Origin of the sequence: Bacillus norwichensis, assembly GCF_014836955.1 — a bacterium.
Lineage (GTDB): Bacteria > Bacillota > Bacilli > Bacillales > Bacillaceae_C > Siminovitchia > Siminovitchia norwichensis.
In genome coordinates this window covers 1-15,336 of record NZ_JACSPV010000022.1, presented here as the reverse complement: position 1 = coordinate 15,336, position 15,336 = coordinate 1, and the positions used below count along the sequence as shown (strand labels likewise).

Below are 15,336 nucleotides of genomic sequence, written 5' to 3'. Positions count from 1 at the left end.
CAATCAGTGAACCAGAAAATCAGCTCTTATCTAAAGAAAGTGAAAAAACATTAGAATCGGTCTATACCGAAGAACCAACAGCATCGACAAACTTGGCTTTGACTGAGGAAATTGTTGATCTGGAAAACTCGCTTTCCTCCGAAGAAAGTGAGGAAACAGATGCTCCGGTTCTTATCGAAGATCCAACCGAACTGGTAAACTCAGCTTCAACCGGAGAAATCGTTAAGCCGGAAACTCAGTTTTCATCAGAAATAAAAGAAGCCTCATCAGACCCTGTCTTTATCAAAGAATCCGATGAAGCAACAGAATCAGCAAATCCATTTTTCGTTGAAGAAATCCATGAAATGGAAGACCAGCTTTCCTCAGAAGAACTGGAAATAGAGGGAATGGCTTCAAAACAATCTGAGCTTAACGTTGAGCGAGAATTAATTGATGATTTACCACTGGATGGTGAGAATGAAAAGCTCGAGGAGACAGTGTTAGCTGAGTCTGAGTCTGAGTCTTCAAGCCCAGAAGCTTATGAAGAGATGGCGGTCACAGTTGAAATGATTTTAGATCAAGAGGACGAAGCAGAGGAGTCATCATCGGAAGAATCATCAAATGTGGTAGAGTCAGCTAAAGAAGGCTCTGATAGTAAGCCACGATCAAATTTACCATTTAATGTGCTTATGCTTACGCAAGACAAGACAAAATGGAAAAAGCAAAGTGAAAGGGAAAAAAACAGTATCGAAGCTGTTTCGGCTCCAGTTAAAGAAGTTGAAGAGTCAGAAACATCCATCTCTGAAACTGTGCATTATACATTTCCAGACCTTTCGCTTCTTAAACCGCCTGTTTTTAAAGAGGAAAATACAGAATGGCTAAATGAGCAAACGAGCCTTCTTGATGAAACAATGGAAAACTTTAATGTAAAAGCACGGGTTGTTAATGCGAGTCAGGGCCCTTCTGTCACAAGGTTTGAAGTGCAGCCTGATAAAGGTGTCAAGGTCAATAAAATTACTAATCTGAGCAACGATATCAAACTAAGTATGGCAGCACGCGATATTCGAATGGAAGCTCCGATTCCTGGAACGCGTTCCATTGGAATTGAGCTGCCAAATAAGGAAAGCCGCCCGGTTCAAATTAGTGAAATTATTGGGAAACCAGCCTTTTCAAATGCAGAATCTCCTTTGACTGCCGCTCTTGGGCTGGATATCTCAGGAGAACCGGTTGTGACGGATTTACGGAAAATGCCTCATGGCTTGATTGCAGGAGCTACAGGTTCGGGAAAAAGTGTCTGCATTAATTCTATTCTTGTCAGCTTGCTCTACAAAGCAAGGCCTGATGAGCTGAAACTAATGCTCATTGACCCGAAAATGGTTGAACTTGCTCCATACAATCATATTCCGCATCTAGTCAGTCCGGTTATCACGGATGTAAAAGCGGCGACAGCTGCTTTAAAATGGGCAGTGGATGAAATGGAGCGACGTTACGAACTCTTTGTTCATGCCGGTGTCCGCGATATAGGACGTTTCAACGAGCTTGCTAAAAGAGAGGGGCAGAAAGGCGAACATCTCCCTTATATCGTGATCATTATTGATGAACTTGCTGACTTGATGATGGTAGCACCTGCTGAAGTAGAGGAATCCATTTGCAGGATTGCCCAAAAAGCAAGGGCATGCGGTATCCATCTACTTATTGCGACACAAAGACCTTCTGTAGATGTCATCACCGGTCTGATCAAAGCGAACGTACCGACACGAATTGCCTTTGCGGTTTCATCGCAAGTGGACTCACGGACAGTAATTGATGTGAGCGGTGCTGAAAAATTGCTCGGACGCGGAGATATGCTATTTTTAAATAACGGATCTGTCAAACCTGTAAGGCTCCAAGGAACTTTTGTGTCAGATGAAGAGATTGATCAGGTTATCGATCATGTCCGCGATCAAGGAAAGCCGAATTACATCTTCCAACAGGAAGAGCTTTTGAAGAAGGCTGAAATTCAGGAAAACGAAGATGAGCTTTTATTGGATGCATGCCAATTTGTGGTAAAACAAGGGAATGCCTCCACATCCTTATTACAAAGACAATTTAGAATTGGATATAACCGTGCTGCAAGATTGATGGAGATGATGGAAGATCAGGGAGTCATTTCTGGATCAAAGGGAAGCAAGCCCCGAGACGTGCTCATAAAAGAGGCAGAACTTGATTTATTAAAAGATTCCCTAGTACATTAGATGATAAAATGTTATTCTATTTGTTAATGGGGAACGAAGGCTTCCCCTTTTTTTATGGAGATTAATGTAGCACAAGGAGTATCCGACATGAAGGAAATTGAACTGAAGCTTCAGGGCAAAATAAAGAGGTTGACTAATAAAACATTTAAATTCGATGAGCGTGTAAAGGACGGCTGGTTTTCAGCTGTATATTTTTTGAAAACAAGAGAAATCGCAGAGCGTTATAAAGAAGATAACATCGTGACCATGCAATTTTTTCAAAGAAAAGATGCAGTTCTCTGTGGTACAGATGAGGCGATAGCCCTTTTGAAAAATTTTGCAAAAGATCCGGATGCACTGGAAATCTACTCGTTGAAAGACGGGGAGAAAATTACCCCATTTGAAACAGTTCTAACCGTTACGGGTCCCTATCAGAACTTTGGATACCTTGAAGGAATCATTGATGGAATTCTGTCAAGGCGTACATCCGTTGCGACGAATGTTTATAATGTCTCGAAAGCGGCAGCAATATCTGGGGAACAGAAGCCCGTGATTTTTATGGGGGACCGTGATGATCACTTCACACAACAAGCCGGTGACGGGTATGCAGCGTATATTGGAGGTTCAACAGCCCAGGCAACCCCAGCAATGAATGAATGGTGGGGGAAAAAGGGTATCGGGACAATGCCTCATGCGATGATACAACTGTTCAACGGTGATATTGTGGAAGCGACTAAAGCTTACCATATGACTTTTCCTGAAGATGAACTGGTATCTTTGGTCGATTATAATAATGATGTAATCACTGATTCTTTGAAGCTGGCTCGCGAATTCGGCTTAGAATTGAAGGCGGTCCGGATCGATACATCAAAAACTATGATTGATAAGTACTTTCTTAGAAATCAACATTTGCTTGGCACCTTTGATCCCCGCGGAGTGAATGCAACGCTCATCTTTGCCTTGAGAGAAGCTTTGGATCGCGAAGGTTTCCAACATGTCAAAATTGTTGTTTCAGGTGGATTTAATGTGGAAAGAATTACTGAATTTGAAAATATGGGTGTACCGGTAGATATGTATGGGATTGGAAGCAGTTTGCTGAAAATCAATATCGGTTTTACTGGAGATTGTGTATTATTGAACGGAGAGCATTCTGCCAAAGCGGGGAGAAGATATCGCCCTAACCCGCGTCTTGAAAAGGTGGATTGAAGAATCGTTTTTGTAAGATGATGAATGAATAGTCACTGTTTCTGATCAATGATATAATGGCATAATAAAAAAACTATCTGTAATGCTTACATATGAACACAGCCGGAAGTTCATAATAAGAGGACTAAGGCTTATTGGCGTTTGAGCAAAATTCATTTTTTTTCATATAATACATACAGATAGACGATCGCTGGAGGTTCTGTTATGACTGTATACCATTTCGTCGGTATTAAAGGCACCGGAATGAGCGCTCTCGCACAAATTCTTCATAATTCTGGATATAAGGTGCAGGGTTCCGACGTGGAAAAATATTTCTTCACTCAAGAAGCGCTTGATGATTTGAAAATAAAAATTTTACCTTTTAATCGTGAAAATATAAAGCCCGGAATGACTGTAATTGCCGGTAATGCTTTTTCGGATGCTCATGAAGAAATCGATGAAGCATTAAAGCAGGGAATTGAAGTCATTCGCTATCACACATTTTTAGGCGAGCATATGAAAAAATTTACAAGCATCGGAGTTACGGGGTCGCATGGAAAAACGTCGACAACCGGACTGCTTGCGCATGTTATGAAAGGGGCTAAGCCCACTTCATTCCTAATTGGCGATGGTACAGGGAGAGGGGAAAAGGATGCGTCTTACTTCGTATTTGAAGCATGCGAATACCGCAGGCACTTTTTATCGTACCACCCGGACTACGCCATTATGACAAATATTGACTTCGATCATCCTGATTACTTTGCTAATGTGGATGATGTGTTCCAAGCATTTCAGGAAATGGCACTGCAAGTCAATAAAGCGATCATTGCTTTTGGTGATGATGAACAGCTTCAAAAAATCCAGGCGGGAGTTCCTGTTCTTTTCTACGGATTTGGTGAAGGAAATGACTTTCAAGCCCGTAATATTGAAAAATCAACGTCAGGAACGAAATTTGATGTTTTTGTTCGTAATCATTTTTACGCCTCTTTTGAAATTCCAACCTACGGAGATCATAATATTTTAAACGCGCTCTCAGTGATTGCGCTATGTCACTATGAAGAAGTAGATACAAAAATTTTGCAGCAGCAATTATTGACATTCAATGGTGTGAAGCGTCGTTTTACTGAGAAGCGTCTCGGTAACCAAATTCTTATAGATGACTATGCTCATCATCCTGTTGAAATCAAAGCGACAATAAATGCTGCAAGGCAGAAATATCCAGATCGCCCAGTTGTTGCTGTATTCCAGCCACATACTTTTACAAGGACGCGCACGTTCTTACAAGAATTTGGTGAAAGTTTAGGCGAAGCGAATAAGGTATACTTATGTGATATTTTCGGTTCAGCCCGCGAAAATCATGGAGAGCTGACGATTAAGGATTTAAAAGACAAAATTGAGGGAGCCGAAATCCTGAAGGAAGAAGACACATCCCCACTGTTGATGGCCGATAATTCAGTTCTAATTTTCATGGGAGCAGGAGATATACAGAAATTTCAAGTCGCTTACGAAAATCTGTTGCGGCAACAACTGAAAAAAGCGCAATAATAAACAGGTTTTTGTCATGGATGTAGAGAAAAAAGAAGGTGTATTTCCTGCATCTTCTTTTTTAAATCGAAAAAATGAAGATTTTGTGTTTTTTTAGGAAAAATAAAGGGAAAATAGAGTAGAGGAAAGAAGATGTTTATTGGCTGTTTATTTTATAATAAACAGGGTAGAGTTGTTGTATACAGGAGGTGTGGAACTGATGAAAATTATTCTTTATTTAAGTGTTGCTTTAATAGCAATTGCATTCCTGATTCTCGTAATCAGCTTGACAAAAACATTAAAAGCAGTAAAAGGAACATTGGAAAGTGTATCTGAAACTCTGGTTGGTCTTGAAGGTCAACTAAAAGGGGTTACAAGTGAAACAACGGAACTTCTACATAAAACCAACGCTCTTGCGGAAGATATTCAGAAAAAAGCGGAGAAGGTTGAAACGGTTGTTGACGGCATACAGGGTGTCGGACATGCCGTTCAAGGTGTAGGAAATACAGTTTCAGATTTAAATACTTCTTTACAAAAAGTAACAAGATCCGTGTCTTCCGCCGTTGTCAAAAACGAAGATAAAATCATTCAAATTGTTCAATGGGGTACTGCTTTGAAAGAGCTGAAAGACAAATGGTCAGATAAGAAGAAAGCGACAGACAAAAAGAAGGGCAACCAATCAGAGGTTGTTATTCATAATCAGCAGTTGGAAGGCGGAAGAGGTTAAGGCTAGTTGAATCTATTAAGGAGGATGAAAAAAGTATGAGCAATCAAGATAATGGTACTGGTAATTTTCTGACGGGAATATTAGTGGGAAGCATTGTAGGAGCCGCTACAGCTTTATTGGTCGCTCCGAAATCCGGCAGGGAACTGCGTAGTGATTTAAGCGATCAGGTGGATATTCTAAGAGAGAAATCCGGTGAATGGAAAGAAACCGTCATGGAAAAAGGTTCAGATTTTACATCCACCGCAATGGAAAAAACAAGCCAAATTCGCCAAACTGCAATGGAGAAGGGAACTAACTTGGCTGAAACAGTCAAAGATAAAGCGGGGCAATTCCGCAGTACGACTAAAGCAGCGATTGATGAAGTAGCTGAGGACGGAAAGACAAGTACAGATAATGTACAAGATACCGTACAGAGGTCGGTTGACTTGACTGCAGACCAAACAAATACAGCCCAGTCAGAAACTTCGCAAGCAGATGAAGAAGCATCTCAAAAAGTGGAGTAATGGCGGATCAAGTGAATAATCCAATGAATCTATAAAAAATGGGCGGCTAACTTCAAGGCCGCCCGTTTTTTATGAAATTTTCTTGACGAGAGTGACAATAGGTTTGCAAGAAAGTGGTACTCTGGCGTATGATTATGAGAGAATGGAAAATTATAAATAATATAGTGAAACTAAAATGACCATATGGGCGTAGTTGTATACAGGAGAGTGATAAGGATGAATATTACGATATATGATGTGGCACGCGAAGCGAATGTATCTATGGCCACTGTATCGAGAGTGGTAAACGGCAATCCAAACGTTAAACCGGCTACTCGAAAAAAAGTACTTGAAGTAATTGAAAGGCTGGAATATCGACCAAATGCGGTTGCACGGGGTCTCGCCAGCAAAAAAACAACAACTGTAGGGGTAATCATACCTGATATTGCGAATATTTTCTATGCGGAGCTTGCCCGTGGAATCGAAGATATTGCTACGATGTATAAATACAATATCATTTTGAGCAACTCCGACCAAAACGTGAATAAAGAGCTTCATCTCTTGAACACGATGCTCGGCAAACAGGTGGACGGCCTTATCGTCATGAGCCAAAATATTACAGAGGATTTTGTACAGGAACTGAAGCGTTCCCCTGTACCGATTGTTTTGGCAGGCTCAATGGAAGCTTCTGCCACCATTCCATCTGTCAATATCGATTATCGCCAGGCAACATTTGATGCAACTAGCTACTTCATTGAAAAAGGCCATAAAAAAATCGCTTTTGCGATGGGGCCAATGCGCGACTTAATCAACCATGGAGAAAAACTTATCGGCTATAAGCAGGCACTGGAAGAAGCAGGCATAGAATTCCGAGAAGAGTACGTTATTGAAGGTGAATACACGTACGAATCAGGTATTGAAGGCTGGAAAAAACTCAAAGAACTTGATGATCAGCCAACAGCCATCGTATCAGGTGATGATGAAATGGCGCTTGGTGTCATGCATGGTGCGCAAGATGACGGTTTATCAGTTCCGGGTGACATTGAAGTCATCACATCAGATAACACGAAGCTGGCGCTTATGGTACGCCCACAGTTAAGTTCAATTGTTCAGCCGCTTTATGATATTGGAGCGGTTTCAATGAGGCTGTTAACTAAATATATGAACAAAGAAAAGGTTCAGGAGAACGTTGTCGTTCTTCCTCATCGGATTGAGCTTCGAGGCTCAACCAAATAATAAATAAAATCCGGACAGGCTTTTCAGCTGTCCGGATTTTTTATAAAGAAGAACTAGCGTTTATCACGATGATAGACAGCTTGTTCTTCTTTTTTTATCTTTATCAAATACACCTCGGCGTATTTGATACCAGATTGTAACGAACTTCTCCCAATGTGTATTTCCTCTAAAAATATGTGGCATCCACCTAACTTGATTCAGAGGGGGCCACTCCCACTGAATGTGGGAATTCAGCAAAATGAAATTAAAAAAACACTTGATTCTAACGCTACGTTAAGATGTAAGGTGAAAGTAGTAAATGGAACGGGGGTAATCGGATTGAAAAAGTATTATTCCATTGGTGAATTTTCTAAGCTAACTGGAGTTACGCAAAGGGCGCTTAGATTTTATGAAGAAAAAAATTTATTAAAACCAAGTAGAATTTCCGAAACAGGTAGACGGTATTATGAAGACAAAGACATGGTACCACTTCAACAAATTATTTCGTTAAAATATTTAGGGTTTACTCTTGAGGACATTGAACCTTTATTAAAGGATGAAAAAGGAAATTTACAGGATTCATTAAAGTTTCAAAAAAAGCTTATGCTCGAAAAGCAAGAGCATCTGAACCAAGTCATCAAAGCATTGGATCATGCGATTGAAATTACTGAAGAAGATGAAATGAGTTCGCCGGTTTTACATTTTCTCATCCATAGTATTTTGAATGAAAGAGAACAATTCGATTGGCTGAGAGATTATTTACCAAATCAAATAGTCGATCATGTAATGGAAGTGTACGAAGAAAATGGGCTTGAATTTAACAAACGATCTACAATGGCCATTCAAAAGATCAAAAATTTAATTCATACTTGCGAGCTAGATGACCCAGAGCTGCAAGCGAATATCCACGAACTGGTTACTATTGTCTTTGATTTACTCGGAAAAGATTTTGATTACGAGAAACTTGAGTCAATTCCCGTCGAGGATCACCTACCCTTCTTCACATCACCATTTACCGAACAAGAAGAACGATATCTTCAAAAGGCCATGGAGATATATTTTGAGCAAAGGATGAATTAGATGAAGACAATTCATAAAAAATCAGGATCTAGCTTTATTCAACTCATAAAAATTGGTAAACCGGCGATTGGGGTACTTGGCTTTGCCATTGTATTAAGTCTTCTTGAAACGGGCGCCAGTTTAATTGTACCGTTATTCACCAAAAACTTAGTGGACCAGGTCGCTAAATCTGGGATAGAAATGAGTTTAATTCTTCTCTTATTGGGGGCATTTATTATTCAAACGATTTCCGGAGGTGTTTCTTTTTATTTAATGTCTTATATTGGGGAACAGTTCGTTTCCAATATAAGAAAGAGACTTTGGGATCATATACTCGAATTGCCAATACCATACTTTGATAAACATCAATCAGGGGAAACCATGAGCCGCGTGACTCAAGATACGAATACAGTTAAAATGCTTATTACCAATCACCTTGTTTCATCTGTTTCAGGAATTGTTTCAATCATTGGGGCTTTAATCATTTTAATTTTGATTGATTGGAAAATGACCTTGATTATGCTTTGCTCCATTCCTATATCAATGATTGTTTTGTTTCCTTTAGGAAGGAAGGTTTATTCAATTTCGAAACAGACCCAGGATGAGTTGGCTTCATTCAATGGACATCTTGGGCGCGTCCTCAGTGATATCAGATTAGTGAAATCGTATAATGGACAATTGCAAGAAAGAAAAAAGGGCTATAAAGGTATTCAGGAGTTATTCCGTTTTGGTCTAAAGGAAGCGAAGATTCAGGCGGTTGTTTCCCCCTTTATGACAACCATTTTAATGGTTGTACTGGTTATTCTAATTGGGTATGGGGGCGCACGTGTGGCATCAGGAGATCTGACTGCCGGCTCTCTTGTTGCGATCATTATCTACATGTTTCAGATCGTTATTCCGTTTAGCCAGCTTGCCACGTTTTTTACAAACTATCAAAAAGCTATGGGAGCAACGGAGCGAATCCAAGCTCTTTTGAATTTATCAATTGAAAGTGAATATAGCCAAGGGAAAACAAGTCATGAAGAAACCATTATATTTGATCGGGTAAGCTTCGGATATGAAAGTGGGAAAACAATATTGAAGGATCTGAGCTTCCAGATCGAGCCTGGGCAAACCGTTGCTTTTGTGGGGCCGAGCGGTTCAGGAAAAACAACGATCTTTTCCTTGATTGAGCGGTTCTATAAACCTCAACTAGGAAGGATTAAAATTGGGGATATAGATATACAAAATCTTCAGCTAACAAATTGGCGTGAGAAAATCGGTTACGTATCACAAGAAAGTCCAATTATGTCGGGAACCATTAAAGATAATATTTGCTATGGCCTCCAAAAATCCGTTGATGATGCAGAAATTCGTCGAGCGGCCGAGTTGGCTAATGCTGCAGGGTTCATAGAAAATCTGCCGAATCAATATGAGACAGAGGTTGGAGAACGCGGATTGAAATTATCAGGCGGTCAAAGGCAAAGAATTGCGATTGCTCGCGCATTGCTGCGCAATCCCAAAATTCTGCTGCTGGATGAAGCGACTTCGAATTTGGATAGTGAATCAGAAGGACTTGTTCAGAGCGCTTTACAGCATTTAATGGCTGGTCGGACAACACTTATTATTGCTCATCGTCTATCCACAATATTGGAGGCAGATCAAATTATTGTTATCGAAGATGGAGCTGTTTCTGGCGGCGGAACACATAGACAATTAATGGAATCACACGCTTTGTACCAAAAGCTTGTCCAGCAACAAATGAAAACTCAAGCAGCAATGTAGAGAACCCTTGAAATGTCCTTACGCCGAATCGCTGGTTTTATCCAAATATCAAAAGCGCTGAAGACTTATCTAAAAAGTCTTCAGCGCTTTTTCCAAAAGAAGGGGGAAAGGCGATTTAATTCCCTTCATTTTCGTTGTTTTGTTTCTCTTGCTCTTTTTTCTTTTCCTCTTCCTGACGTTTCTTTTCTTCCTTAAGGCGTTTTTGTTCTTCTTCTTGTTTTTTCCTTTGTTCTTCCAATTGCTTCTGTTCTTCTTGTTTCCTCTTTTGCTCTTCTTGCATCTTCTGTTTCTCTTCTTGACGTTTCTTTTCTTCCTCTTGCTTTTTCTTCTGCTCTTCCTGTTTCTTTCTCTCCGCTGCGGCTTTTTCTTTTTCAGCGTTTACTTTTTCTTCCTGTTGTTTCTTTTCTTTTTTCTTTTTATCGGCAGCAGCGGATGTTTCCATCACTTCTTTATCTTTCTTCGTATCTTTTTTTGCAACAGTATTATTTGAGTGAGCCGATTCCCGGCCGGCAATATCTACCGCAACAACGTAGTACGATCCTTTTCCAACATTCCTGGAGAGTGCTCCGTCCGATGCGACGGAGGCAATCTTCTTGCCGGAGTGAGAATACACACGATATCCGACTACATCGTAGCTTGGAGAAGGCGTCCATGAGATTGTGCCACCTGAAACGGATACCTTTACGCCTGCTGGTGCCTTTCCGTCATCATGGAGAACAGCGCCGGCAGCAAGCAGGTTTTTCCATCGTTCGTCATTCGGTGGAATCAGATAGGATGGATCAATCGACCTTCCAAGTGAGATCCGCTTGATGAAGTTTGGACTGAGCATTCCACCTGGTTTGGTAAACTCATCAGGCGTTTCCGGAAGGGCCATATACTTTCTGCCTCCCGCTGTAACGTAGCGGCCGTTGCCCAGACTATCATCTACTGCTGTTGGTACATATTTTGCGTTATATATATCGGATTTTACAAGACCGAGATTCGAACATGCTTTTGATGGAAGCAGTCCTGATATTGCACAGTAAGAACGGCTGACAATGCCTCCTGGCATTTTGAATCTGTCATCTGTCTTAATCAAATCAGGGGCCACATCATAGGCACCGTTGATCAGTCTGGCCCAAATTCCATAATTCCGCATGCTTTCGCTTCCGTCGCCGGAAAGAGGTGCAGGCTCATCATAACCAATCCAAGTACCGAAGGTTACTTTAGGATTCGAACCGATCAGCCAAGAATCATTCGGTCCGTTTGTCGTACCTGTTTTTCCTGCCCAGTCAGAAGAAAACTTCAGCATTCCTGGAACGGCAGACGCTGTTCCGTATCGGAACACGTCCCTCATCATATCGGTCATCAAATAAGCTGTCTGAGGGCTGAAGACATCGACTGGCTTCGCTTTATGTTCATAGACGATTTTTCCGTCAGCATCCGTAATTTTGTCGATCATGTAAGCATCAACAAATTTACCGCCGTTAGCGAATGTAGTAAAAGCATTTGTGTTTTCTTCGACAGAGATCCCCTTCTGAACACCACCAAGCGCAGCTGCATAGGTGGTCCTATCGGTATCTGTTAAAGTGGTGATGCCCATCTTCTCCACATATTTATAAGGCTTTTTATCAATTGTTTTTAAATACGTATAGATTGCTGACGCATTATGTGATTTAGCTAGTGCTTCTCTGGAAGAGACAAGTCCATAAAAGCGGCCACTATAGTTTCTGAACGTTTTCCCGCCAGCAGAAATTGGAATATCCGCCACAACAGCACCTGGTGCACTTAAGCCCATTTCCATCGCTGGAGCATAGACGAGCAGTGGCTTCATCGTTGACCCATTTTGACGCTTAGCCTGTGTTGCATGGTTTTGTGCTTCCAATTTATAATCGCGGCCACCAACAAAGCTTAAAATCTTTCCGGTTTTATTTTCAATTAGAATGGCGCCAATTTGAACAGGCTCAATTTTTTCTTCCATTTTGCCTGTTTCTCTATTTTTTACTTGTGTAACCTTTGTATAACCGTAATTTTGATACTCATCTTTTACTTTTTGAAATTTGTCGTATATCTCTTTATTGATGGTTGAGTGAATGTGATAGCCACTTTGTCTGATATCCCGTCTTGCGAGTTTGTCATACTTTTCCTTAAGCCTGCCACCGTTTTTCTCGAGATCTTTTTTGCTGTGACCGTCTTTTTTGGCAAGAACTTCTGTCAAGACCTCAATACCACGTTCTTCAATTTCAGTTGTAAGGTATGGATATTTTTCAAACAGTCTTGGCTGCGGTTTGATAAAATCGGTCACAATATCATACTTTAAAGCTTTGTCATATTCCTCTTTGGTAATATAATCTTCGTTATACATCCTATATAAGACAGTCTTCATTCGGTTTAGCCCTGGTTCCAGCTGACTTTCTTCTTTGATTCCACCACCTTGGGCAAATGGAGTGTACATGAAAGGACTTTGCGGCAAGCCTGCTATAAAAGCGGCTTGAGGTAAGTTAAGATCTTTCGCATCAACTCCAAAGATGCCTCTGGCAGCAGCTTGGACTCCTCCGATGTTTTGACCAGATGAGTTACGCCCAAACGTTGTTACATTCAAATACGCTTCTAGAATTTCATCTTTTTCAAGCAGTTTTTCAAGCCTTAATGCAAGTAAAATTTCCTTAGCTTTACGATCAAATGAAACTTCATTCGTTAAAATCTGATTTTTGATCAATTGCTGTGTCAGTGTACTTCCGCCAGATTGTACAGCTGAGTTGGTCATTTCCTGATAAACAGCCCTCATCAAAGCTTTTGGGACAACACCGCCATGTTCATAAAAATACTCATCTTCTGTGGCAATCACAGCTTTTTTCACATAATCAGAAACATCCTTAATCTTGACTTCTTCTCTGTCAATGTCTGACTGGAGCTTTCCAAGGTAAACATTATTGGCGAAATAAAGCTTGGATGTTTCCTCATATTGAAAAATATCGTCTTTCATGTCTGCAGCAGGGCGAACTTTTTCCTCTTTTACAAGGGAGGCAAAATATCCAGCGCCTACTCCTCCGGCAAAAATGCCTCCAAGGAAAAAGAGAATCACTGTCAGAAGAATAATATTCCATACAACTCCATAAGTGATTCTAGCTTTTTTTCTAATATCTTTAGTGTCTAAAGTGTCTACCTCGTTAGAAAATTGCCTCGCGCGCTCCCGCAGTTTACTGAAAAAATTATGCATAATAAAAAATACCTCCTGGAAATCATCACTATTATAGCATAAGGAAGTTCTTTTTTCGGAGGAATTTGACAATCTCAATTTAAATGGTTACAATACTTTTTATAATCTTAAACAATACTAAGCAAAGAACGGGCTGAGTAGTCGATTTGTCCCTGTATGTCAGAGAGCCGGTGGTTGGTGCAAACCGGTACAAACAGTATTCGGCGAATTACTTCCGGGAGCTTTTGTCGTGAAATGTCAGTAGCGGCGAACGGTGATGAACCGTTATTTTTCAGAGTGGGGAAAATATAGTATTTTCCCAAGTTGGGTGGTAACGCGATAATCAAATCGTCCCTTCGTTTTTACGAAGGGGCTTTTTTTATTTAAAAAAAGAAAGCAGGGAAATATTTTGGACACATTACTTCAGGAGCTGGAATGGCGGGGAGTTATTTACCAGCAGACAGATGCAGCAGGAATCAAGGACGTATTGGAAAATGAAAAAATATCATTATACTGTGGAGTGGATCCGACGGCGGACAGCATGCATATTGGGCATTTGATTCCATTTTTGACAATGCGTCGTTTTCAAATGCACGGTCATCGTCCGATTGTTTTAGTTGGCGGAGCGACTGGCTTGATTGGTGATCCAAGTGGCAAGAAAGAAGAAAGAAAGCTGCAAACACTTGAGCAGGTTGATAAGAATGTGCAAGGGATCAAAGCACAGCTAATGAGGATCTTCGACTTCGAAGGTGAAAATGGCGCAGTAATGACTAACAACTTTGAGTGGCAGGGTAAAATGGATTTGATCACATTTTTACGTGATTACGGAAAACATATTGGTGTTAATTATATGTTAGGAAAAGAAATAGTGTCCACTCGTTTAGAAAGCGGCATTTCATTTACTGAGTTTGCGTACACACTTTTACAAGCAATCGATTTTCTTCATCTATATAAAAACCACGACTGCAAAATGCAGATTGGCGGAAGCGACCAATGGGGAAATATCACAACAGGTCTAGAGTTTATCCGGAAAATGGCTGGCGAAGATGCCAAGGCATACGGCCTGACGATTCCGCTTGTTACAAAAGCGGATGGAACGAAATTCGGTAAAACCGAAGGCGGAGCCATTTGGCTTGATCCTGAAAAAACAACTCCATATGAGTTTTACCAATTCTGGATCAATACAGCTGATGCCGATACGGTGAAATACCTCAAGTATTTCACATTCCTTACAAAAGAGGAGATTGAGGAACTCGAAAAATCATTACAGGAAGAGCCACATCTTCGTAAAGCACAAAAGGCACTTGCTGAAGAAATGACCCGTTTAATACATGGGGAAGAAGCTCTTCAGCAGGCGATACGGATTACAGAAGCTCTATTCAGCGGAAATGTAAAAGAATTATCTGTTGAAGAAGTAGAGCAGGGCTTTAAGGATGTACCTACGCATGTGCACAGAGGAGAAGACAATGGGCTTGTCAGCGTGCTTGTAGAAGCAAAGATATCTCAATCTCGCCGCCAAGCTCGTGAAGATATCCAAAATGGAGCAGTCTTAATCAATGGAGAGCGCATCACAGACATTGACTATACAATGGGCGAGGAAGATAAACTAGGTGGAGCCTTTACTATCATCCGCAGAGGCAAGAAGAAATATTACATGATTAGATATAATTAAGGATAAGCCGGTTTTGTTTGTACGAGGCCGGCTTCATTCTTCTACCGTCTGTAGCCCGAACAAAATGAAGAGGCTTTAAGCCGCATGAAAATATACATGATCGTTGCAATTAATCAAGAAATCCTTTTAAATTTTTAATTCACTAGCGTTGCATAAACGATGTTTTAATATTCTGTAAGTATACCTTCCTGAAAAACGCTAAAAAAAGCAAAGCCTTAATCAGAGGTGGCACTGTCCATTTGGTAAAATTATACAATTAGACAAATTAGACGACGACAACCAATAGCTAAGTTTTCTCTTCAAAACGCCGAATCCATATGTATGCGGGCTTCCAAATG

Annotated in this window: 10 protein-coding genes and 1 other annotated feature; of the genes, 9 read left to right on the top strand and 1 reads right to left on the bottom strand. The window is 40.6% G+C overall.

All coding sequences use genetic code 11. The features are described from left to right. The 8 genes from H9631_RS13015 to H9631_RS12980 all read left to right on the top strand — a co-directional run. Nucleotides 1–2,213 (top strand): DNA translocase FtsK (locus H9631_RS13015; RefSeq protein ID WP_225221026.1); only part of this gene is annotated, 2,213 nt, incomplete at its 5' end. 87 nt (nucleotides 2,214–2,300) lie between these two features. Continuing rightward, entirely contained in the window at nucleotides 2,301–3,398 is a 1,098-nt protein-coding gene (locus tag H9631_RS13010) for a nicotinate phosphoribosyltransferase (protein ID WP_191813461.1), read from the top strand. A 204-nt stretch (nucleotides 3,399–3,602) separates the two neighbouring features. Next, a complete protein-coding gene (murC, locus tag H9631_RS13005) occupies nucleotides 3,603–4,922 on the top strand; it encodes a UDP-N-acetylmuramate--L-alanine ligase (protein ID WP_191813459.1) in 1,320 nt (439 codons plus the stop codon). 199 nt (nucleotides 4,923–5,121) lie between these two features. Continuing rightward, nucleotides 5,122–5,628 (top strand): DUF948 domain-containing protein, encoded by a 507-nt coding sequence (locus H9631_RS13000; protein WP_191813457.1) that lies wholly within the window; start codon nucleotides 5,122–5,124, stop codon nucleotides 5,626–5,628. A 35-nt stretch (nucleotides 5,629–5,663) separates the two neighbouring features. Beyond that, the gene (locus tag H9631_RS12995) at nucleotides 5,664–6,131 is read left to right on the top strand and encodes a YtxH domain-containing protein (protein ID WP_191813455.1); all 468 of its coding nucleotides are present in this window, start codon (nucleotides 5,664–5,666) and stop codon (nucleotides 6,129–6,131) included. Nucleotides 6,132–6,347: 216 nt separating this feature from the next. Beyond that, nucleotides 6,348–7,346, top strand: a complete 999-nt coding sequence (gene ccpA / locus H9631_RS12990) for a catabolite control protein A (RefSeq protein ID WP_191813453.1) — start codon at nucleotides 6,348–6,350, stop codon at nucleotides 7,344–7,346. A gap of 318 nt (nucleotides 7,347–7,664) precedes the next feature. Next, nucleotides 7,665–8,405 (top strand): MerR family transcriptional regulator, encoded by a 741-nt coding sequence (locus H9631_RS12985; protein ID WP_191813451.1) that lies wholly within the window; start codon nucleotides 7,665–7,667, stop codon nucleotides 8,403–8,405. Continuing rightward, nucleotides 8,406–10,148 (top strand): ABC transporter ATP-binding protein, encoded by a 1,743-nt coding sequence (locus tag H9631_RS12980; RefSeq protein WP_191813449.1) that lies wholly within the window; start codon nucleotides 8,406–8,408, stop codon nucleotides 10,146–10,148. It abuts the gene before it with no gap. A gap of 115 nt (nucleotides 10,149–10,263) precedes the next feature. Here the strand turns inward: H9631_RS12980 and H9631_RS12975 are convergent, their stop codons facing one another. After that, a complete protein-coding gene (locus tag H9631_RS12975; RefSeq protein ID WP_191813447.1) occupies nucleotides 10,264–13,347 on the bottom strand; it encodes a transglycosylase domain-containing protein in 3,084 nt (1,027 codons plus the stop codon). Nucleotides 13,348–13,462: 115 nt separating this feature from the next. Then, nucleotides 13,463–13,685: a binding site (T-box leader), on the top strand. 50 nt (nucleotides 13,686–13,735) lie between these two features. Here H9631_RS12975 and tyrS point away from each other — a divergent pair. After that, the gene (tyrS, locus tag H9631_RS12970) at nucleotides 13,736–14,998 is read left to right on the top strand and encodes a tyrosine--tRNA ligase (protein WP_191813445.1); all 1,263 of its coding nucleotides are present in this window, start codon (nucleotides 13,736–13,738) and stop codon (nucleotides 14,996–14,998) included. Nucleotides 14,999–15,336 lie beyond the last annotated feature (338 nt).